This window comes from Nonlabens sp. MB-3u-79 (assembly GCF_002831625.1).
In the GTDB taxonomy this organism is placed as follows: domain Bacteria; phylum Bacteroidota; class Bacteroidia; order Flavobacteriales; family Flavobacteriaceae; genus Nonlabens.
In genome coordinates, this window is record NZ_CP025116.1 from 2,863,456 (window position 1) to 2,885,066 (window position 21,611).

Sequence of the window (21,611 nt, forward strand, 5' to 3'; positions counted from 1 at the left end):
CCATGAAAAGAAACTATACCAGCTTTATCGTGGTCCTAATCCTGTTAATTGTGTTGAACGCAATCTCTGGATCTATTTACCAGCGTTTTGATCTTACCAAGGACAGCCGTTATACCGTAAGCAAAGAAACAGAAAAAGTCCTGGAACAAGCTTATAAGCCTATTCTGATAGATGTTTTTCTAGATGGCGAGTTGCCTGGGGAATTCCGTAAACTGAAGTTGGAAACAGGTCAGTTTCTAGAAGAACTAGCAGCGATACATCCTAATTTAAAATATGATTTTATCAATCCTATTGATGACGCTTCACAACAAGAAGCCGAACAGATTACAGCACAACTGGCCAAAAGCGGTGTAAAAGGGGCTGTAGCTACTGTTCAAGAAGGAGGGAAAAGTACTAAGGTTACTATTTTTCCATACGCATTGATTCTTTACGACGGTAAAACCACTGCTGTACCGCTTCTAAAAACGGTAGCTCGTGCTACTGCTGAAGAACGGGTGAATTCTAGTATACAACAATTGGAATATCAATTTGCTGATGGGTTGCGTAAAGCATCTCAAGAAAAGACTAAAACAGTAGCTTTCCTCAGGGATAGCGGCAGCTTGTCTGATTTAAAAATCGGTGATTTTATTAAAAGTATACAAGAATATTATCGAGCAGCACCTTTTGGGATCGAATTTTTGAGGACTAGTGATTCTATACAACCTCAACAAGTGTTGGAATCTTTGAATAAATTTGACCTTGTAGTCGACCCAAAACCTACAGAAGCTTACAGCGAGACCAAGAAATACATACTTGATCAATACCTTATGCAAGGCGGGAAGTTACTTCTAGCAGTTGACCCTGTAATTATGGAAAACGACAGTCTTTCTAATCAAGAAGCAAAAGCATATCCATTACCGAGAAAGCTGAATCTAGACGACATGCTTTTTAGATATGGATTGCGTTTAAACAATGGACTCGTAAAAGATTTACAACATGCACCTATTGCACTAGCGACGGGTCAAGGTCGAAATACACAATACGAAGCTTATGCGTGGCCGTACTATCCTATTTCTAAGTCTTCATTAGACACCAGTGCAACGGCTCAATTCATTACTAAAAATCTAGAAGGTGTCAAGTTTGAATACACAGGAACCATAGACACTTTAAAAAACGGAATTAAAAAAACTATTCTACTAAGCACTTCTTCTAAAACAGAAGTATTGACCTTACCCGCTTTAGTTTCTTTGGCGGAAATAGGTCAAGAAATCAATCCAGAAACTTATAACAGATCTCATCTACCGCTAGCTGTGCTTGCCGAAGGTTCTTTTACCAGCGCTTATAAAAACCGAGTAAAACCGGTCAACTTAAAAGCCAACTTAGATCAAGGTAAAAACGCCGCTATAGTACTCATAGCAGATGGTGATATTCTTAAAAACCAAGTAGATCGAGGACAGGCTCAAGAACTGGGCTACGATATGAGAACTGGACAGTTATACGGTAACAAAGAGTTCTTAATGAATACGGTCAACTACCTGCTCGACGACACCGGACTTATCAAGCTGCGCAACAAAGATATTAAAGTACCTTTCTTAGATTCTAAAAAAATAATTGATCAAAAATTCAAATGGCAATTGATCAATGTGGTCCTTCCGTTGCTTTTGGTCGCTGGTTTTGGTTTTGTATTTATGTGGTTGAGAAAAAGGAAGTATGCGGTTTAAAATTATCTCAGACCTTTTAAAAAGAATTAGGCACAATAGAAGACTTTCGCTAATAAAGAATGATCCAAATTTGCGTTTTGAGATGACTATTTATCAAAACAATTTGCCAAGAATGCAAGTTTTTAGACAGGCAACTATTATTCAATTTGGATTAAACATAATAGAAGAAAATGGATTAGCCTTTTTTGTATTAATTGGAGATGTAGACAAATTCAATAAAGCTTTCCAATCAACAGTATATTTTCAAGATTCACAAAAAATTAATCTAGAAGGATTAAAGTATGTGATCCTAACTGACTCAGATCCTTCTCATATTAATAAAATATATTTTGATGTTTTCGAAAAGGTATTCGGTTATACTCCAGAAAAAGAATATCAAATAAACCTCAAAATCTTTAAATGATAATCCAATTCGACTTGTCACCTCTTCCTGCTAGGCATATTGGTCTATAAAATTTTCATTTTTAAAAGTTATTCACATTCGACATGCCAACTATTCATGTTGGCATCGTCTGAATTGAGTCGAGTTTAAAAAAAATATTGCAGAGCGTGTCCCAAAGGGTAGAATTAATTCTGCCCTTTGGGAAATAAAATAAAAAAGCTCCTTTTTCAAAATGAAAAAGGAGCTTTTTTATAATATCAAGCGAGCAAAGCGAGCGAGCAAAAAAAACCTCATCCCACATACCTACTACCCCAACTTAAACGTTAAATAAGAAGTGCATCACATCACCATCCTGCACGATGTATTCTTTTCCTTCCACTTTTAGTTTTCCAGCTTCTTTTACTTTTGCTTCTGAGCCAAATTCTACATAAGTATCGTATTTGATTACCTCTGCACGTATAAATCCTTTTTCAAAGTCGGTATGTATCACTCCTGCAGCTTGTGGTGCTGTAGAGCCTATATTAATAGTCCATGCTCTTACTTCTTTTACACCAGCCGTAAAATAAGTTTGCTGATTGAGTAACTGGTAAGCACTGCGTATCAATTTTGCACTTCCCGGCTCATCTAGTCCCATGTCTGCAAGAAATTCTTTACGCTCTTCATAGTCTTCTAATTCGGTAATATCAGCTTCTGTTCCTACAGCAAGTACAAGAACTTCAGCATTTTCATCTTTTACAGCTTCTCTAACGAGATCTACATACTTATTTCCAGAAACAGCAGACTCATCATCTACGTTACATAAATACATCACTGGCTTATCCGTGATAAATTGCAATGGCTTTACAAACTCTGCTCTTACCTCATCGCTCAATTCTACCGCACGTACAGAAACACCAGCCTCTAAAGCAGCTTTAATCTTTACTAAAGCTTCCTCTTCTTTAATAGCTTCTTTATTACCTGTTCTGGCCGCTCTTTTTACTTTTTCCAGTTTTTTATCTACGGTTTCCAGATCTTTTAATTGCAATTCTATATCAATAGTTTCCTTATCGCGTATAGGATCTACATGACCATCTACATGGATAATGTTGTCATTATCAAAACAACGCAACACGTGAATAATTGCATCTGTTTCACGTATGTTCCCTAGAAACTGATTCCCCAGTCCTTCTCCTTTACTCGCTCCTTTTACAAGACCTGCAATATCTACGATCTCTACCGTTGCTGGCATCACACGCTCTGGATTAACCAGTTCTTCTAATTTCTTAAGACGTGCATCTGGCACGTTTACTACTCCTACATTGGGTTCTATGGTACAAAACGGAAAATTGGCACTTTGCGCTTTGGCATTTGATAAACAGTTAAAAAGAGTTGATTTACCTACATTAGGTAGTCCTACGATTCCAGCTTTCATGTGTTAAATTATTTGTTATTATTCCGCTTTCTTTTTGTAAAAAAAATACAAGTTTATAGTAAACTTGACTCCTTTTGAAAGCGTGCAAATATAAGGTTTCCATAAGCATATTATAATATTTATGACCCCATAGCGCACAAAAAAATCTGTATCTAGAGGATACAGATTTTATAAAGTGAAAGGAAACTAATTATTCCTTATGAACTGGCATATTTGAGGTGTCAATTCCTTTTGATTCTAGCATTGCTTTCATCGCGCCTTCATCCAGGTCTCCGTTATTATTTGTATCAATTCCCATATTCCCAAGTATCCCTTTTATACCTGCTGGATCAATATCTATCTTTTCCAGTTCCTTCATCATTTTCATCATTCCAGAAAGGTTCATGTCATTACCTAAAATACGAGCGACACCCATCCCCATGTCATCTGAAGTACCAAAAACAATAATTTCATCTATAGAATCTTTATCACCTTGATAAAGGAATTTTGCCTTCATTCCATCTTGATTATGGGTCATTAAAGTTTTATACTTTTTACCCTTTAAAATATTGTTGAGTTGGGCACTTTCTTTTTCAAAGACAGCAGCATTCTCATCTGTTTTAGGGTATACCAGCACATTTACTTTGCTGACAGAATTATAGGCTTTTTGTGCCTCTTCAGAAAGCTTGCTGTCGTCTATTCCTAGAATCGTTTTAGGAATAGAAGTGCTTATAAACCCCTCTTTATCACCACTATCTACTATATAGCTCTGTAGCGTTGGATCGGAGTCACAAGAGGTAAGTGCTACAGTTGCACCCAGTGTTAAAAGGACTATTTTTAAAATGAACTTATTCATAATTAATGGTTTTTAAGATTAAAAATACGAGAACTAATTAAGCAAACGATTATTCTTGAGTAGCTTCTTCAATCTGTTTTTGCCCAGGTACATTCATCATCTTAGTAAGTTTAGAAATTTGACCAAGATCGATATTTCCAGTTATTTTCATCACTATAGCCTCTGGGTTAGACGTATTCATAGTTTCATCAATAATCATTACTAGTGCTTGAATTTTCTTTGGCGTGTTGCCTTTTTTTACATAGAATGCAAAGTCTTGGTCATCCTCTTTTACACTCATCAATTTGACAAGACCTTTGCTCTTTACATAAGCATTTGCAATACTGATCATTTTCTTAGCGCTATCTGGATTAGAGGTCGTATAAAAACGTGCGTCTTTTAGACTATCTAGCAGGTCTTTACCTGCTTTCAGATTTTTATCTTGGATATCCATATCCATCTCTGCGAGTAGTTCAAAGGCATCTTTGGTTACTACAGTTTCTTTAATGTTTTTTAGGGAACCCATCTTTTCAAATGCGTCCTGAGCAAATAATGGGGTTGCCATTACTGCGAGTACTAGGGTAAAGATTAATTTTTTCATGTTGACTTGTATTAAATTATGATTGAGATTATTATTTAAGGTTAAAAACAGCAGCTGTTTTATTATCTAAAGTTTGTAGTGGTTTCATATTGCTACGTCCTTTATTTAACTTGACACTTACGAGCTCCAGCATATTTAATGCTGCTGCTCTAGCTTCTTCTGGAGTTTCATAAGTTCCTAAGTCTGGCTGCGTTTTGTATTGCTCTTGATAGTAGCCTGCTCCTACTGCGAGAAGTAGAGAGAAACCTGCTGCTACGGCGAGTCCTTTCCAGGTTCTTTTCTGGAATTGGTTATCTAGGGATTGTTTTTGTTTCACTTTCGCGAAAGCGTCAAAATCACCTTCTTCCATCCCCTGCTCTAACTCAAAAGTGTTGAACAAGCTGCGGTATACCTCATGCTCTGTAGACACCTTCTCAGAGCTGAAATAGTCTCTAAGTTGTTGTTCTTCCAACAGAGTGGACTCACCATTCCAATATTTTTCTAATAAATCGTTCATGCGATTTCTGTTTTATACTGTTCTTCTATTTTTTCCTTAAGCATTTTTCTTGCTCTGCTCAGCCCTACTCTTACCGCTGTCGCCTTCATATTCATTATATTTTCTATAGCTTCAAAATCATATCCCTGTATATCTCTGAGCTGAACAATCATCTTATATTGTTCTGGCAGTTCATTAATCATGTTCTGTACCAGCTTTATTTGACCGAGTCTTTCTAACTCACCTTCTATATTTCTCTCTTCACTATCATAGTTACTATGAACTATTTTTAAATGACTTGCTTGTTTACTTTTCAATCGGTCTAAGGAATAATTTTTAACCATTTGCATGGCGTAAGCTTCCTTATTTCTAACCTCATCGAGTTGGAAACGCTTTTCCCAAAGTCTTGCCATGACTTCTTGCACGGCATCTGCCGCCTCCTCATGAGAAGTGAGCAATCGCTTGGACAGAAAGTACATCTTATGCTGTACCTCTTGGAAGGTCTTTACAAACGTTTTTTGTTTCATTTACTTGGTTATACTTTTATGACGAGTATGCTTTTTAATTGTTACAAGAATATATATTTTTTTACCATTCGCTTTCATTCTCTATACCTCAAGGACGTCAACCGAGAAGGTCTAGAGATAGAATAGCTGGTAATTTAATAAAGTTTATTCATTACACATGTCAACCCGTTATAGAGCAGAATCCCTTGTGATAGTTCTTGATTCTTAACCTATCACAATTTCAAGACTATTTTCTAATGCCTTTTCCCTATTTTTACTTTTAAAAGATTTTTAAATGTTCAGGAAAATACCCGTTTTACTATTTTTACTAGCTTCCATAATCGTTAATGCTCAATTTCAAAAAGCAACAATACTTTTAAAAAACAATACGTCAAAAGAAGGTTTTATAAAAGTAAGAAGTCATGACGGCATCAAGTTCAAAGAAAAAGAAGGGGATAAACCTGTAGTTTACAATCACCTTCAAGTTATAGGCTTTAATATAGGTGAAGCAAAATATCGTTACGTAAAACGAAACACTGCTGACAATGAACCTAGAATTCTTAGGGAAATGATTTACGGAACAATTATTCTCTACGCAATAGAAACTCAAGGCGGAGAAGGTTATATGACCTTTGGTCCTGGCAGTAATTTACCCCCTGTTCTAGTAAACCGTAAACCATCAATTAGCTATTATATGCTTAAAAATGAAAAATTAATCAAAATAGGTAAGAAGATTAGAAATAGGCTCTTAAAGAAACTTAAAGACTGCCCTGTTCTAGTAGCAAAAATTAAAAATGAAGAAATACACAGAACAAATATTATAACTGCAATTGAATTTTATAACCAAAACTGTGGAACCATTGCCGTTAAAGAGAAGTAATTAAAAACAGTTATTAGCTACTACTTTTCCTAATTTTACCTAAAATAAGCAATTAGATGAATCAATTTTTTAAATACACATTAGTATCATTAGTAACTATAGCCACTTTATCCAGCTGTTTCAAGGATAATGATGATGTATTTGCTGGCAAAAGTGAAATCAACAACTTTATCTATAGGGGTATGAATGCTTTTTACCTTTATAAAGCTGATGTAGATGTGCTGGCAAACGATAGGTTTGCCAATCTTGAAGAGCTCGAAGCTTATCATTCCCAATTTGATTCTCCTGAAACCTTTTTTGAATCGCTCGTATTTGATCGACCAAGAACAGATCGTTTCAGCGTTATTTTTGATGATTATGTAGCCTTAGAGAATATTCTTGCTGGAAACACCCTGAATAACGGGATGAAATTTGGTCTCGTAGGAGAAACTGGAAGTGCCACTGATGTTTTTGGATATGTGCGTTATGTGCAACCCAATACCAGTGCCGAAAGAGAAAACGTAGAACGAGGTATGATCTTTAACTCGATTAATGGCATACGTATTTCTAGAGACAACTTTAACGCGCTTCTTGCTCAAACCACTTATACCATAGGTCTTGCTGACCTCAATGCTGGGGTTACCACTTCTAACGGATTAGAAATCACTCTTACTAAAGAAGTCGTACAAGAAAATCCTATTCTAGTTACTGAAGTCATCGATCAAGGAACTCAGAAAATCGGTTATTTGATGTACACTGGTTTCTTGTCACAGTTTGATGAGCAGTTGAATGGCGTTTTTGCAGACTTTATAGCGCAAGGAGTGACTCATTTAGTATTGGACTTAAGGTACAATGGAGGTGGCTCTGTAAATACAGCTATCATTTTAGGGAGTTTAATTTCTGGAAATCCTATTACAGATGTATACTCCACCGAAGAATGGAATCCAGATATACAGGCACAATTACAAGCAAGTACTCCAGAACGATTAGTGAATCTATTTAAAAACCAAACCAATTCCGGCACAACATTAAGTACGCTCGATCTTAACAAGGTGCATATCATCACCACAGGCAGTAGCGCCAGCGCCAGTGAATTAGTGATCAATTCGCTAGACCCTTATATCAATGTGGTGCAGGTAGGTGACGATACCGCAGGAAAATTCCAGGCGAGTATTACCTTGTACGATAGCCCAGACTTTAGAAGATCTGGAGCAAATCCTGCACACCGTTATGCGATGCAGCCACTAGTGCTTAAAAGTTTAAACTCCGTTGGAAATACCGACTATTTTGATGGGTTAGTACCTGATATTGCTCAAAATGAAGATTTTGAGAACTTGGGTATTCTTGGAGATATGAATGAGCCTCTCTTAGCGCGTTGCTTGGAAGATATTCTATTGAATGGTCGTTCTTCTCGTTCTTCTATACCTAGTGTTTCTTATGAGGAGATCATCGGTAGTAATGAACTAGAACCCTTTGGCAACCAGATGTGGAAAGAGTTGCCTAATTAAAAATCTCTTAACCTCAATCAAATCAGACTTACAGTTCTTGATATTCCTAAGGCCATTGTCTTTTATGAATTATTAGGACTAGAGTTGATTGTTCATACACATGAGGCGTATGCCAGGCTAGAACTACCAGATGGTGATACCACCCTAAGCCTTTCCTTAGTAGAAGAACTGCCCAAAGGAACTGGAATCAAAGTCTTTTTTGAATGTGATGACCTGGATTTAAAGCTTGCTTATCTAAAAACTAAAGAAGTCTCGTTTAAGAAAGATCCAATTGATCAGTCTTGGTTGTGGGTTGCAGCGCATTTAGTCGATCTCAATAGAAATCACCTCATAGTCTATCCTGCTGTTAAGAATAGAATAAGTGCGCTGCGGAGGAAACTATAGCAGATTCCAGATACTTATTATTTAGTTCCGCTTTCGCGAAAGCAGAATGATTCAAAACCCTAAAACAACATCTAAAGCAGTGCCTATTCAAAAGAGGTTTTTGAGAGAATAAATATATTTAACTACATATACCACATTATTGATTTCCTCCTTCTGAAAGAACCTTGTTGATTCCCCAAAAAAAATAAAACCTGATTTATATCATTAAATTCCAATTTTAAAATAGAGAATTTTATAGTTTAATGAAAGCTATGAAAAATTCTATTTTAATTATTCTTGTCAGTCTATTATCATCTAGTTTACTGTACTCTCAAGACAAAAAACTGCTATCTCAAATAGAAAAAATAGAAGTTGACGGGCAAACTGTATTTTTATTAGATGGTGAAAAACACCATGGTATTATATATGAAAATTATCCAGATACTCAACTAAAGGCTAGGTTTCAAATTAGCAATGGCCTAAGAGAAGGATTTTCAGAAATGTATTACAAGAACGGTCAATTATTAGAAAAACTTACCTACAAGAATGGATTAAAGGATGGTCCATACCTGGAGTATTATGAGAATGGCCAATTGAGAGGAAAAACAAGTTATAAAAATGATCTACTAGACGGACCTTCTGAAACCTATTACCAAAATGGTGCTTTAATGCAAAAAGGATCCTTTACCAACAATAAACAAGAAGGAATTGTTGAAGAATATTATGACAATGGAATCCTAAAATTAAAAGGATATTACACAAATGACCAGAAAAATGGACCCTTTGAAGTATTTTTTCCAAATGGCCAACTTTCTATTAGTTTGACCTACAAAAATGAAAAAATCAACGGGATTTCTAAAAGATACTATAAAAATGGTCAATTAATGAAAATAGGAAGTTTTAAGAATGACTTAAAAGATGGGGTTTTTGAAAACTACAATACTAGAGGGAAGTTAATCAAAAGAGAGGTGTATAAAAACGATGTTAAAATCAAAGAATAAGCCGCGGGGAAGTAAATTTATTATACCATAGAAAACTCTGTTCATAGATAAATTTTTACTCTGACAAATTCAACCTTCACCATACTTATAATAAACCAACATTAGCCTTCTCTTCGCAGCACCTCCAAAGGTGAACTGCGCAGAACAGTTTGAACATTGCTTAAACCAATCATTAATACCAAAAGCGTAATACCTGGTAAAAAGACTAAAAACGGAATCAAGGATGGTACAAAGGGTTCTTTAAAAACGAATAGCGCTAAACAGAGGCTGCTTAACAAAGCCAACAAGATACCAACTAAACTTCCTAGTAGTCCTAAAAACACATATTCCAAAGCGGTAATTTTCAAAATCTGAGTGTTTTTCGCACCTAAAGTTCGCAGTAAGACACTTTCCTTAATCCGCTGGTATTTGCTTGTTCGTACAGAACCTATCAAAACAATGATGCCTGTAAGAATACTAAAGAAAGCCATAAAATTGATGATCCAAGAAATCTTATCTAGAATATCTTCCAAAATGGTATACACCTGTCGTAAATCTATCACCGACACATTGGGGAATTGAGCCACTAAGGCGCGCTGTATTTGTGCTGAAGCTTCTTCATTGGGCACTGCTGTGGTGATCACATTAAACTGAGGGGCTTTCTCTAAAACGCCCTTGGGAAATACAATACTAAAATTAAGTTGGATTTGTCCCCAGTCTACTTTACGAATACTACCTACCGTGGTTTCCATAAGCACACCTTGCACGTTAAAAACAATGGTATCGCCAATGCCTACTTTAGCATCTGAAGCAAGGTTATCAGAAATAGAAATCTCCACAGATTCTCCAGGTTTCAACTCTGGGATCCACTGCCCTTCTATAATCTCTTCTGAAGCAATCAAGGTATCTCGATAGGTAGTTCTGAACTCGTGATTTAAAATCCAACCACGAACTTCACGGGTTGAATCCTGCCGAATCTCATTTATCAACTGACCTTTCAGTTGGTGCATACGCATGGTTACCAACGGAATGTTGTCAAGAACAGGCAGATCATTACTGACAAGTAGCTGTTCAACAGCATCCCGTTGATCCGTTTGTACATCTAAAATGATCATATTGGTGTTTTCTACCGACTGCTCTATATCTGTTTTTGCTAATAAAATATCTTTCGTAAAATATAAGGTGCTGATCAAAAATGTCCCTAAACCAATAACCACCACTAATACGACCGTCTGATTATTTGGCCTAAATAAGTTTAAAAGACTTTGTCTTGAGGTAAATCCCCAACGTTTTGGGAAGTAAGTTCTTATGAGTTGCATACACAACAAAGCAGTCCCGGCTAAAACAGCAAACGTAAATAGCGTAGCACCTACAAAACTTAAGGCATAAAGCGCATCCTCTAGCAACCAGAATGAAAATAAAAACAGAAATACTAGTATAGCTGCAAATACAAAAAATCGCACTTTTAAAGGCCCTTGAGAAGCTTTTTCATTAACACGTAACACTTCTAAGGGCGAGACATACCAAGTTCTAATCAATGGTAAAAGCGCAAATAACACCGACATCAACAACCCTAGAAAAACACCTATAAGTATGGGTTGTAAGGAGATACTTATTTCAACGGTAAACGGAAGGAACTCTTGTAAAATATAAGGAAATAAAACCTGTAGTCCCACACCTATAAGCGACCCTACCAAACCACCAGCTACCCCAATCCCTGCTATTTGAATAAGGAAAATAAGAAAGCTTTGCCTTCTAGATGCCCCCATACATTTTAAAACAGCTATAGATCTCAGCTTTTCTTTGATATAAATATGAACAGAACTAGCAATACCTATACAGCCTAAAAGCAATGCAATAAAGGCTGCTAGAAACAAGAATTTGCCTACGTTTTCATAACTCCTTCCCAAACGTTCACTAGTACTGGTATGCGTGTCTAAATCTGAATTTTCTGCATCCAGCATGGGATCGATTTTCTTCTCAAACTGACTTAAATTTAACGTATCTGAAGCTTTGTAAAAGAATTGATATTCCTTGCGACTGCCAAATTGCAGGAGTTCTGTGCTTTCCACAAACCTATTCGGGATGATCACTGGGGGAGCTACAGAAGTTGAAATAGCCGTAGACCCTGGAATGGCCTTTAAAGCCCCTGCAATAGGAAGGGTGAGTTGGCCCACTTTTATAGAATCTCCAGGTTTGATGTCAAACTGAAGCATTAAAGTCGCATCGACTAATGCACCTCCGTTATTTTGGTAAGTACTTGCCGCTGAAGCTGGCTCCGTATCTATGGTGCCATAAAAAGGAAAATCTCCTTTTAAAGCACGCACTTTTACCAGTTTGGTGCCCCCACTTTTAGGAAAGGCAATCATGGACACAAAGTTGACTTCAGATGCATCTGGCTTTAGGGAGTCAATGATGGCTTGCGCACGCTCCGTAGGCTGTTTCCTACTATCGATAATGTAATCGGCACCCATTAAAGCTTTAGACTGGAGCTGAATATTGTCTTTAAGATTGGTACTGAATAATTGTATGGAAACTACTGCTGCTATACCTAAAATGATAGAAGCCATAAATAAAAGCAGGCGCACTCTACTCGCTTTGGCATCACGCCATGCCATTTTAAATAGCCATTTTGTATTTTGATTCATAAGAAGAGGTAATGAATTTACAGCACTTCTGTGCGTTGATTGGTTAAAATTTGACCGCCTTTCAGACGCAATATCTGCTGGGTTCGGTTGGCTAATTCTAAATCATGCGAGATAATCACTAGCGTTGTTCCAGCTTCTTTATTTAAATCAAATAATAGTTGAATTACTTTTTCTCCTGTTTCTTCATCCAAGTTTCCTGTAGGCTCATCTGCAAATAGAATAGAAGGTGCATTAGCAAAAGCTCTGGCTAAAGCTACACGTTGCTGTTCTCCACCTGATAGTTGAGAAGGATAATGATCTGAACGGTCAGCTAAGCCCACTTTCTCTAATAAAGCCATACTCTTTTTGGTTGCGGCTTTATCCCCTTGTAGCTCTAAGGGTACACTCACATTTTCTAAAGCGGTAAGGGTGGGCAATAATTGAAAGTTCTGAAAAATAAAACCCACTTCCTTATTGCGTAACTGAGCCCTTTGGTCTTCATTTAAATGACTTAAATCTTGACCACATAACTCCACACTTCCTGTATTTGGATTATCTAGCCCTGCACACAAGCCCAACAAGGTTGTTTTTCCACTTCCTGAAGGTCCTACAATAGAAAAGCTTTGTCCTTTTTCTACCTCAAAAGAGATATTTTGCAGTACCGTTAATTCTTTATGACCACTGGAATAAGTCTTTCCTAACCCAGTAATCTTCAATATCTTTGGCATATAAATTTTAATTAAAATGACAACTTATGTCAAAGGGTCAAAGTAAACAATTGAATCTAAATTTACCAACTTCAGCTATGCAGAAACTCTTAAGGCTTTGTTATATTATTCCTTTGATTATTATCTTGAGTTGTGGAAATGATAAAAATAAAAATACCACAGTAGAAGAAACAGCAACACAACAAACTCAACCCTCCCAACTCGTTGAGGCATCAGAGAATAATACGGGAACCATTTTGTGCTTTGGAGATAGTATTACAGCTGGCTATGGATTAGAGGATAGCAATGATGCGTTTCCTGCTGTATTACAAGAAAAAATTGACTCTTTGAATTTAAATTATACAGTCATTAATTCAGGCTTAAGTGGAGAAACAACGGCCGGTGGTAAAAGCCGAATTGATTGGACCTTAAATCAAGATATTGATATTTTTCTCTTGGAACTTGGAGCAAATGATGGTTTACGTGGAGTCCCTTTATCTGAAACACGTACTAATCTTCAGGCGATCATAAATACGGTGGAGAAAAAAAGCCCTAGTACTAAGATTATTCTCGCTGGCATGCAACTGCCACCCAACATGGGACAAGAGTACACCACTGAATTTAGAGAACTCTACGTTCAAATAGCAGAAGCTAATAACCTGACCTTTATTCCATTCATCTTAAAAGATGTTGCCGGAATTGCAGCACTCAATCAGAGTGACGGCATACACCCAACAGTTCAAGGTCATCAAATAGTCGCTCAAACAGTTTGGGAAGTATTGGAGCCTATACTAAAGGAAGTTCATAATTGATCTTAAAGCTACCACAGCTCCATGGATAACTGCTTTGCTTAGCGCATATATTTCTAAGCAAATTATACTTTGCAAATTCACCATCATCTTCCGTTGTTAACCAATTGATTTATACATACTCAAGAGGTATAAACAATACGTTTTGAAAATAAAGCCTCCATTATTCTAATTGGATCAGCAGGATAATTTAAGAAATAAAACTCTAATTAAATTATGGGCTAGATATAGCAATGAATTGCCTACCCTGGAGAATAATGATGGATATTTTTGATTTATGTAGTTCCGTGTTCAACTAAATAATCCTAACAAACTACTAAAACCTTCAAGGTTTCAGTTTTAGGTTTTATATTTAAGGCTTCAACAAAAACTAATATGAAACATATTTTTCTCTTTGCCTTGTGCTTTATTTCTGCACAAGCATTCTCCCAAAAACTAGATCTTGAATTAGTCAAAAACTTAGAACCTAGAAATATAGGCCCCGGAGGTATGTCTGGACGTGTTACTTCTATCGATGTGGTTCATGATAATCCAGAAATTATTTATGCTGGTACTGCCAGTGGTGGATTGTGGAACTCTCAAAATGGTGGAATCACTTGGGAACCTATTTTTGAAAAAGAAGCCACTGCATCTGTAGGCGCAGTAGCGGTACAACAGTCCAACCCTAGTGTAATTTGGGTAGGAACCGGAGAAGGAAATCCGCGTAATTCATTAAATGGTGGCGCCGGAATCTATAAATCTCTTGATGGTGGTAAAAACTGGAAATTGATGGGACTAGAAAAAACACGCAATATACATCGTGTGATCATAGACCCTACCAATCCAGATATCGTCTACGCAGCAGCTATAGGCTCTCCATGGGGAGTTCATCCAGAACGAGGTGTTTTTAAAACCACTGATGGCGGTAAAACATGGAAGAAAATATTATACACCAACGATAAGTCTGGTGCGGCAGATCTTGTGATGGATCCTGAAAATCCTAATAAACTCATTGCAGCGATGTGGGAACACAAACGCGACCCGTGGTTTTTTAAATCTGGTGGTGAAGGTTCAGGAATGTACATTACTTATGACGGTGGAGAAAACTGGAAAAAAGTAACCGATAAAGAAGGATTACCTGAAGGAGAGTTAGGACGTATAGGAATTGCTATTGCACCCAGCAATCCTAAAGTCATCTATGCACTGGTAGAAGCAAAGAAAAATGCCTTGTATAAATCTACGGATGGCGGATTCAAGTGGGACAAAATAAATGATAAAAGTGGGATCGGTAACAGACCTTTTTATTACTCAGAGATTTATGTAGACTCTCAGAATGAAAATCGCCTCTATTCCGTATTTACTTACATCAACGTTTCTGATGATGGCGGTAAGAATTTTACACAACTCATGCCTGCTTACGGAGCAAACAATGGTGTTCACCCAGATCATCATGCTTGGTACATACACCCTAAAAATGGGAAATTCATGATCGATGGTAACGATGGTGGTTTAAACATTACTCGTGATCGTGGAAAGACTTGGAGGTTTATAGGCAACCTGCCTGTTGCTCAATTTTACCATATTAATGTAGATATGGAAATACCCTATAACGTTTATGGTGGTATGCAAGATAATGGAAGCTGGCGCGGTCCTGCTTATGTATGGAGAGCCCAAGGAATAAGAAACAGTTACTGGCAGGAGATTAGTTTTGGCGATGGATTTGACGTCATCCCAGACCCTGATAACAACCGATTTGGTTATTCTATGAGTCAGCAAGGCTCGGTACAACGCTATGACTGGCAAACTGGTAATAACTACAGTGTACAACCCACGCATCCAGATGCTGATGTAGAACTGCGTTTCAATTGGAATGCAGCGATCCAAATGGATCCTTTTGATGCTTCAACTTTGTATTTTGGAAGTCAGTTTGTACATAAATCAACAGACAAAGGGTTAACATGGAAAGTGATTTCTCCAGACTTGACCACTAACGATCCTGAAAAACAAAAACAATCTGAATCTGGCGGACTCACCATGGATGCTACAGGTGCTGAAAACCATACCACCATTCTCGTTATTGAACCTAGTGCCGTAGAAAAAGACGTGTTGTACGCAGCCTCTGATGATGGTTTAGTACACATTACTAAAAACGGAGGTGATAACTGGGAGGATATTACTAAAGGATTAAAGGGATTGCCTAAAGGGAGCTGGATTACTCAAATAAAGGCTTCTAAAACTAAAAAAGGACAGGCTTTACTAGTGGCTAACGACTACCGCAGGTTCAATTTTGAGCCTTATGCCTACCGCACCACCAACTACGGTAAGAGTTGGACACGTATCGTAGACCAAGACGACGTGATCAGTTATGCGCTTAGTATTATTGAACATCCAGAAGAAAACAACCTGATGTTTCTTGGAACTGACGATGGCCTTTATGTAAGTATAGATGCTGGAGACAATTGGACCAAATACACCAACGGATTCCCAACGGTTTCTGTAAAAGACTTAGTGATACATCCACGTGAGGACGATTTGATTATTGGAACTTTTGGAAGAGCTGCTTGGGTGTTAGATGATTTGGAGCCTTTTACCGCTTTCGCGAAAGCGAAACAAAGAAAAGCCATCGAGTTATACGAGCCACCTACTGCCTATTTTGCCCGATATCAGCAGCCTACAGGAAGCAGATTTGGTGCAGATGCTATGTTTCATGGAGAAAATCGCAGCAGCCCAAATGGACAATTTAAATACTTTTTTGACAAAGACTTGAAAGCCAAAACAGATACCATCAAATCTGATTCTCTTTTCTTAAAAATCTATAAAGGAGACCAATTGATCAGAACATTATCTGATAAGGTGCCAAAGGAAAAAGGAATCAACACTTGGACGTGGAGGCTGGATGAAAAAGGAATTGATTATCCATCTAGAAGTGTAAGAGATTCTAAAAGAGAACCAGGCGGTAAAGATGTGCTCCCTGGAACTTATAGAGCGGTATTGCATTATGGACAAATGACCAGTGAGCAAATGATCGAAGTAAAAGAAGATCCGCGTATCGATGAATTCACAATGGCCCACCTTAAAGAAAAGCGAGCGGCACAAGATCAGTTGCAATCTTTGATGAGCGATGTGGAAGCAGTGACTTCGCAACTGACTAAAAACAAGGAAACAGCCGGTAGCTTTAAAAAGCTACTTAAAAGTCAAGATGAAAAAGCTTTTAAAGAACAGATTAAAGCCACCGATTCTATTGTAAAACAAATCGAAAAACTACAGAACAAATACTTCGGCACACCAGATGAACGTCAGGGAATCACTCGCAATCCTGAAGTAACAGTAATGAATCGTGTTTACGAAGCTTCTAGCTATATAGGAAGCCGTCAGGGAGCACAAACCACTACCGAAGAACAATTGTACAATCAAGCAGCAGTTCTCGCAAGAGAGGTCAATACTGAAACTAAGAACTTCTTAGAAAAAGAGTGGAACGCTTTTGTTACAGAAATGAAACTGGTAACTATTGATATGTTTGAGGACTAAGTTTTGAGTCTTTGAGTTTGTGAATTATAAGTCATGAACTTTTTCTCTATAAAGGGGCGCTATTCATAGCGCCCCTTTTTGTTAGACCTAAATTAAAACCACCATATGGAAGCGCTCCTAGGACTCCTCGCTTTACTTTTCAAAATAGCAATTCAAGATGGTTGTTGGTGTTTGTAGCAAATTAAAATTTTATCTAATCTCTCAAAAACTCACCAACTCAACAACTCTCGAACTAACTACTCACGTCATTCAATCCTAATTTATTATCCAGTAAATCGTCAAAAACATTGCTGTTAGGTCGTACGAAATCTGCATCATCTATAGTACCGTCTGGAGCGATTAAAATGAATCTAGGAATACCATCGATGTTATAAAGCTCGCCAAAGGTATTGATGTCTTTAGGTCGTAATTGTAATATTTCTTTATTCATTTCGGTAAGATCTTCTAACCAGTCCTTTTTCTTTATATCCATGTTCATGCTTACAAAAACTATATTTTCCTTTCTGTACTTGATCATCTTCTTTACATAATAGGGTTCTTGAAACTTGCATGGGCCACACCAACTCGCCCAAGAATCTATAAGCACATATTTACCTTTAAAGTCGGCTAGCGCATATTGTTTACCATCTTTATCATAGGAAATAAAGTCTAGAGCTTTCTGTCCACGGCTTAATTTATTAAGAGACTTACGCGTATCATCTAGGATCTTACTGTAGGAGTCGTTAGTTAAAGCACCCGAGTATTGATTGTAAACAGAGTCTCTATATGCGATCTTTTTTGCCTCGCCTAATTGAGTTTTAATTTCTGTAAATAACATCTTATTCTTAAAAATCCCTTCCTCTAGATCGGCTATTAATTCCAGCTTGCTGGTATCGTTTTCAATAGCTTCTTTGTTGGAGTCTACTAAATGATTTTTTATAAAGTCAAAGTACAATGGATCACTTAATAAGGCATCATCGGTATAGCTCACGCTATTTAATAATTCGTTCATATCAGATGACAGCACTATTGGTATTTCTGGATTATAAATGGCTTTTTTCTTTAAATAGCTGTTCCATTTATTGATGTGCTTAACGGCAATTAATTTTTTAGATCGGCCCAGATAATCTTCTCTAGCTTTGATATGATCTACAGATATATTGCTTTTTAACTCGCTCAAATCTTCCTCATATTCATTGTAAATCTCTTTCATATAATACTCCACTTTCTCAAGAGATGAATTATTTTCTAGTTGATAACTCACATAACTAAAACCAGTCGTACCATAAAATATTTGCTGTTTGTTTTCTGAAATTCTTGTCCCTAAAACGGAGACTCTAGCATCCTTACCGTACAAGGTTTCTTTTAATTGTATGCTATCGTTAGCCCCCATAAATATATTTGTTCCATTATATTTATCAAACTGTACATTATAAAACTGAGGCGTCAATTCTTCTTTAAATTCATACCTAAACTCATTGTTTACAACGGGAATTACGGCCATGGTATCTTGAGTCATGATGTCCCTGATATAAACCTTATTAAAGTTCTTGTCTGAACTAATCGTTCCTTTAACGACCGTTTTGTCAAATGCCTCTAAAGTTTTAGGAGTGATTAAATAATAAGCCAGTCCCGAGCAAACGGCTAGAATAAGTAGCGACGTAATTGCTCTAGGTACCGCTTTGGCGAAAGCGGAATAAAAACCTTTAAATCGATACCAATTATAACCTACAAACAGAAAAAAGACGGTGTAAAGCATACTCAGCAACTCCGCAGGAAGAAAAAATGATCCTATTAATCCGCCTGTAGGATTCGTGCCTGAAACAAATAGAAAATTATTTGGATACCATCTCAAATCTATTTGAAAAGAAGACAGAAATAGTTGCGCCAGTAACATGGCAAAACCAATAACCAATGACCAAATAAATCCAGAAATAACAACAGAAAGTGCATACTGAAAAGCTAAAATAGCCAACGAGGCAACAAAGACTCTAAAACTAGCATATGCTATCTCTGACAGCGGCAAACTCATATCATAGGATTCATGAACATTTGAAAATGTATGGTACAACCACGCAAAAAACAGACTAGCAACGGTGTAAAGTAATATGGTTAAGAACACATTAAAACAAAGAATCAAAAACTTGGAGAAATAAATAGACGACTTTGAAATGGGTTGTATTTCCATAAGCTGCCAGCCTTTATTTTTATGATCTATTTGTGCTATTTTACTCGCTGTAATAATGATTAAAAGCGGTAAAAAGAACCCTGTTAATCCAACAAGTGGATTTTTGTAAAAATCAAAATAGAAGTTGGTATCAACTATTTGATCATTGTACATATCAGCTGATATGATTTGAACAGTGAAATATAATAAGGGCATGATTAAGGCCAGAATAAATCCTAGGGTAAAGATTCCTGACCTTTTGATCTTGATGCGTTCTGTTTGAAGTGCGATTTTAAAATTTTCTAACATGATCCTTTATTTAGTAAGTGATAAAAACCAATTCTCTAATCCGTCTTCGGCCTTCATTTGATAAAGAGGAATATCTTTTTCAATAGCAAACTGAGCAAATTGTGGTGTTTCTTCTTTACTATTTAAAGTTACTTGAAACTCATTTTTACTAATTAATTTAGCGTTTTTATAATGTTCCTTAACTCGTTCTAATTGAAGAGCAGCGTTGCTAGTTTGCACCGTTAAGTGATGCTTACTTGATCGTTGTGCCAGCGCATCCATAGTTCCTTCAAATTTCAATTCTCCGTGATGAATGATCCCTACGTGGGTACACATTTTTTCTATTTCGCTTAATAAATGACTGGAAATAAAAATAGTGAGGCCTAATTCTTTATTGAGTTTTACGAGTAGCTCTCGCACTTCTGTAATTCCAGATGGATCGAGACCATTTACAGGCTCGTCTAGAAGCAATAATTCTGGATCACCCAGCAGCGTCATAGCAATAGCAAGGCGTTGTTTCATTCCTAGAGAATACTTTTTAGCTTTTAAATCTCCTTTACTTTCAAGACCTACTAATTTTAAAACTTCTGGAATACGTTTTTCTTCAATGCGTTTTAATGTAGTGATGCATTTTAAATTCTCATAGCCCGTAAGATGTAAATACAAAGCTGGAGACTCTACCAGTGCTCCTATTTTTGTAAAAATATGTGGCGTTTGATCTTCTAGTGGTTTTCCAAAAACCTTGATCTCCCCCTCATGATCTTGCAAAATATGTGTGAGCAATTGCATGGTAGTGGATTTACCAGCACCATTAGGTCCTAAAAAACCATAAATGCTTCCTTGGGAAACATTTAAATTGATGTTTTTAAGAATAGGATGATTTTTGGAATACGAAAAACTTAGATTTTTAATTTCTATGATAGATGCTGTCATGGATGGTTGATAAGCTAATGCGACTTCTTTTTAGTCAAGTATTTTGTAACCCGAAGATAATTAAAAACAGCGCACCAATTATAAGACTCACCTGTTGAAAAGCTCAAAAACTCATCTCCTAATCCTCTAACAGACTAATCTACAAAAGTAAACAGATACAAATCTTCTACTTTCTTTCTAGCCCAGTCGGTTTTTCTTAGAAATTTCAAACTGGATTTGATACCTGGATTGGAGTTAAAAGAATTGATTCTGATGCGATCCCCCATTTCGTCCCAACCGTAATGATCGACTAATTTTTCTAACATATAAGAAAGTTTGACACCGTGCAATGGGTTGTTCACTTGCTTTTTGATCTCCTTTTCTTTGATCTCTATTAGAATCATTTCCTGATCAGATAAGGGTGCATCCACAGGTAATAAATCTACTTGAGTGGTGTTTCCTTTTAAAAACGACTTGCTTACTGCTACGTGATGTATGCTGTTTTCAAAATCGGCGGTAAGAACAGCTATTTTTTGATCGTTTAAGAATTCTTGGAATTCATGAACGGTTTTTTCATCTGGCAACAAAGCACCTGTAAAGGAAGTGTTCCAATCTCCTGCATAACACAGGGCACCTTCTATTCTAACAAGGTCTTCTTTTTGTTCTACATAGTCCGATTCAAAGAGCTCTTGTTTGGCACCTATGATGGTTCCATAAACATTTAAATTACCTAAAGGGGTCTCTATCATTTGGCAAACACTGGTGTAATCATCAAAAGTGTTTACTTTATTTTTAAAGGGGTATTTGGTATATATACTCACTCTGTTTTCTCCTTCTTGATAGTCGATACCATCGTGTCTCAACGGCATTTCTAAAGTCGAAATTCTTTTATACGCGCCTCCTAAATAAAAAGCTAGCTTTGTATTGGTAAGAATAACGATATCGGCATCTTGCTCCAAGACCTTTTGCTTGCGAGAGTTGTTGATGTCGTTATCTAGATCGCCTTCCAGATGACG

The 21,611-nt window shown here is 36.9% G+C and carries 18 protein-coding genes; 8 read left to right on the forward strand and 10 right to left on the reverse strand.

The genetic code is table 11. From position 1 onward, the window contains the following. Positions 1-2 precede the first annotated feature (2 nt). Both gldG and CW736_RS12650 read left to right on the forward strand, forming a co-directional pair. Complete coding sequence (gene gldG / locus CW736_RS12645; RefSeq protein WP_101014674.1) at positions 3-1,700, forward strand: gliding motility-associated ABC transporter substrate-binding protein GldG; 1,698 nt, start codon at positions 3-5, stop codon at positions 1,698-1,700. Then, positions 1,690-2,103 (forward strand): hypothetical protein, encoded by a 414-nt coding sequence (locus tag CW736_RS12650; protein WP_101014676.1) that lies wholly within the window; start codon positions 1,690-1,692, stop codon positions 2,101-2,103. The genes gldG and CW736_RS12650 overlap by 11 nt, the downstream gene beginning before the upstream one ends. Positions 2,104-2,398: 295 nt before the next feature. On the opposite strand, the gene ychF is transcribed toward CW736_RS12650, so the two are convergent. From ychF to CW736_RS12680, 5 genes are all read right to left on the reverse strand, one after another. After that, the gene (gene ychF / locus CW736_RS12660) at positions 2,399-3,493 is read right to left on the reverse strand and encodes a redox-regulated ATPase YchF (RefSeq protein WP_101014682.1); all 1,095 of its coding nucleotides are present in this window, start codon (positions 3,491-3,493) and stop codon (positions 2,399-2,401) included. A gap of 190 nt (positions 3,494-3,683) precedes the next feature. After that, positions 3,684-4,328, reverse strand: a complete 645-nt coding sequence (locus tag CW736_RS12665; protein WP_101014684.1) for a DUF4252 domain-containing protein — start codon at positions 4,326-4,328, stop codon at positions 3,684-3,686. A gap of 49 nt (positions 4,329-4,377) precedes the next feature. Then, entirely contained in the window at positions 4,378-4,908 is a 531-nt protein-coding gene (locus CW736_RS12670) for a DUF4252 domain-containing protein (RefSeq protein ID WP_101014686.1), read from the reverse strand. A gap of 31 nt (positions 4,909-4,939) precedes the next feature. Next, a complete protein-coding gene (locus CW736_RS12675) occupies positions 4,940-5,404 on the reverse strand; it encodes a hypothetical protein (protein ID WP_101014689.1) in 465 nt (154 codons plus the stop codon). Then, positions 5,401-5,910 carry an RNA polymerase sigma factor gene (locus CW736_RS12680; RefSeq protein WP_101014692.1) on the reverse strand — a complete coding sequence of 170 codons (510 nt, stop codon included), beginning with the start codon at positions 5,908-5,910 and terminating at the stop codon, positions 5,401-5,403. The genes CW736_RS12675 and CW736_RS12680 overlap by 4 nt, the downstream gene beginning before the upstream one ends. 274 nt (positions 5,911-6,184) lie before the next feature. On the opposite strand from CW736_RS12680, the gene CW736_RS12685 reads away from it, so the two are divergent. The 4 genes from CW736_RS12685 (at position 6,185) to CW736_RS12700 (ending at position 9,620) form a co-directional block, all read left to right on the forward strand. After that, the gene (locus CW736_RS12685; protein ID WP_101014694.1) at positions 6,185-6,769 is read left to right on the forward strand and encodes a hypothetical protein; all 585 of its coding nucleotides are present in this window, start codon (positions 6,185-6,187) and stop codon (positions 6,767-6,769) included. 56 nt (positions 6,770-6,825) lie between these two features. Beyond that, complete coding sequence (locus CW736_RS12690; RefSeq protein WP_101014696.1) at positions 6,826-8,256, forward strand: S41 family peptidase; 1,431 nt, start codon at positions 6,826-6,828, stop codon at positions 8,254-8,256. 21 nt (positions 8,257-8,277) lie between these two features. Beyond that, positions 8,278-8,640 carry a VOC family protein gene (locus CW736_RS12695; RefSeq protein ID WP_101014698.1) on the forward strand — a complete coding sequence of 121 codons (363 nt, stop codon included), beginning with the start codon at positions 8,278-8,280 and terminating at the stop codon, positions 8,638-8,640. A 251-nt stretch (positions 8,641-8,891) separates the two neighbouring features. Further along, entirely contained in the window at positions 8,892-9,620 is a 729-nt protein-coding gene (locus CW736_RS12700; protein WP_198519323.1) for a toxin-antitoxin system YwqK family antitoxin, read from the forward strand. A gap of 101 nt (positions 9,621-9,721) precedes the next feature. Here the strand turns inward: CW736_RS12700 and CW736_RS12705 are convergent, their stop codons facing one another. Both CW736_RS12705 and CW736_RS12710 read right to left on the reverse strand, forming a co-directional pair. Continuing rightward, complete coding sequence (locus CW736_RS12705; RefSeq protein WP_101015137.1) at positions 9,722-12,217, reverse strand: ABC transporter permease; 2,496 nt, start codon at positions 12,215-12,217, stop codon at positions 9,722-9,724. A 47-nt stretch (positions 12,218-12,264) separates the two neighbouring features. Further along, complete coding sequence (locus tag CW736_RS12710; RefSeq protein WP_101014704.1) at positions 12,265-12,954, reverse strand: ABC transporter ATP-binding protein; 690 nt, start codon at positions 12,952-12,954, stop codon at positions 12,265-12,267. Positions 12,955-13,031: 77 nt separating this feature from the next. Here CW736_RS12710 and CW736_RS12715 point away from each other — a divergent pair, with 77 nt between their 5' ends. Both CW736_RS12715 and CW736_RS12720 read left to right on the forward strand, forming a co-directional pair. Then, positions 13,032-13,745: an arylesterase gene (locus CW736_RS12715; RefSeq protein ID WP_410503949.1), complete on the forward strand. Its 714-nt coding sequence runs from the start codon at positions 13,032-13,034 to the stop codon at positions 13,743-13,745. A 372-nt stretch (positions 13,746-14,117) separates the two neighbouring features. Further along, positions 14,118-17,249, forward strand: a complete 3,132-nt coding sequence (locus CW736_RS12720) for a WD40/YVTN/BNR-like repeat-containing protein (RefSeq protein ID WP_101014708.1) — start codon at positions 14,118-14,120, stop codon at positions 17,247-17,249. A gap of 232 nt (positions 17,250-17,481) precedes the next feature. On the opposite strand, the gene CW736_RS12725 is transcribed toward CW736_RS12720, so the two are convergent. The 3 genes from CW736_RS12725 to CW736_RS12735 form a co-directional block, all read right to left on the reverse strand. Continuing rightward, entirely contained in the window at positions 17,482-19,704 is a 2,223-nt protein-coding gene (locus tag CW736_RS12725) for an ABC transporter permease (RefSeq protein WP_101014711.1), read from the reverse strand. A gap of 6 nt (positions 19,705-19,710) precedes the next feature. Then, positions 19,711-20,616 (reverse strand): ABC transporter ATP-binding protein, encoded by a 906-nt coding sequence (locus tag CW736_RS12730; RefSeq protein WP_101014713.1) that lies wholly within the window; start codon positions 20,614-20,616, stop codon positions 19,711-19,713. 134 nt (positions 20,617-20,750) lie between these two features. Beyond that, the gene (locus CW736_RS12735; RefSeq protein ID WP_101015138.1) at positions 20,751-20,999 is read right to left on the reverse strand and encodes a VF530 family DNA-binding protein; all 249 of its coding nucleotides are present in this window, start codon (positions 20,997-20,999) and stop codon (positions 20,751-20,753) included. Between the last annotated feature and the right edge of the window lie 612 nt (positions 21,000-21,611).

What these genes read in the sequence shown, in the direction of transcription:
- gldG (WP_101014674.1), top strand. Translation starts at nt 3, where the DNA reads ATGAAAAGAAACTATACCAGCTTTATCGTGGTCCTAATCCTGTTAATT.
- CW736_RS12650 (WP_101014676.1), top strand. Translation starts at nt 1,690, where the DNA reads ATGCGGTTTAAAATTATCTCAGACCTTTTAAAAAGAATTAGGCACAAT.
- ychF (WP_101014682.1), bottom strand. Translation starts at nt 3,493, where the DNA reads ATGAAAGCTGGAATCGTAGGACTACCTAATGTAGGTAAATCAACTCTT.
- CW736_RS12665 (WP_101014684.1), bottom strand. Translation starts at nt 4,328, where the DNA reads ATGAATAAGTTCATTTTAAAAATAGTCCTTTTAACACTGGGTGCAACT.
- CW736_RS12670 (WP_101014686.1), bottom strand. Translation starts at nt 4,908, where the DNA reads ATGAAAAAATTAATCTTTACCCTAGTACTCGCAGTAATGGCAACCCCA.
- CW736_RS12675 (WP_101014689.1), bottom strand. Translation starts at nt 5,404, where the DNA reads ATGAACGATTTATTAGAAAAATATTGGAATGGTGAGTCCACTCTGTTG.
- CW736_RS12680 (WP_101014692.1), bottom strand. Translation starts at nt 5,910, where the DNA reads ATGAAACAAAAAACGTTTGTAAAGACCTTCCAAGAGGTACAGCATAAG.
- CW736_RS12685 (WP_101014694.1), top strand. Translation starts at nt 6,185, where the DNA reads ATGTTCAGGAAAATACCCGTTTTACTATTTTTACTAGCTTCCATAATC.
- CW736_RS12690 (WP_101014696.1), top strand. Translation starts at nt 6,826, where the DNA reads ATGAATCAATTTTTTAAATACACATTAGTATCATTAGTAACTATAGCC.
- CW736_RS12700 (WP_198519323.1), top strand. Translation starts at nt 8,892, where the DNA reads ATGAAAAATTCTATTTTAATTATTCTTGTCAGTCTATTATCATCTAGT.
- CW736_RS12705 (WP_101015137.1), bottom strand. Translation starts at nt 12,217, where the DNA reads ATGGCATGGCGTGATGCCAAAGCGAGTAGAGTGCGCCTGCTTTTATTT.
- CW736_RS12710 (WP_101014704.1), bottom strand. Translation starts at nt 12,954, where the DNA reads ATGCCAAAGATATTGAAGATTACTGGGTTAGGAAAGACTTATTCCAGT.
- CW736_RS12715 (WP_410503949.1), top strand. Translation starts at nt 13,032, where the DNA reads ATGCAGAAACTCTTAAGGCTTTGTTATATTATTCCTTTGATTATTATC.
- CW736_RS12720 (WP_101014708.1), top strand. Translation starts at nt 14,118, where the DNA reads ATGAAACATATTTTTCTCTTTGCCTTGTGCTTTATTTCTGCACAAGCA.
- CW736_RS12725 (WP_101014711.1), bottom strand. Translation starts at nt 19,704, where the DNA reads ATGTTAGAAAATTTTAAAATCGCACTTCAAACAGAACGCATCAAGATC.
- CW736_RS12730 (WP_101014713.1), bottom strand. Translation starts at nt 20,616, where the DNA reads ATGACAGCATCTATCATAGAAATTAAAAATCTAAGTTTTTCGTATTCC.
- CW736_RS12735 (WP_101015138.1), bottom strand. Translation starts at nt 20,999, where the DNA reads ATGATTCTAATAGAGATCAAAGAAAAGGAGATCAAAAAGCAAGTGAAC.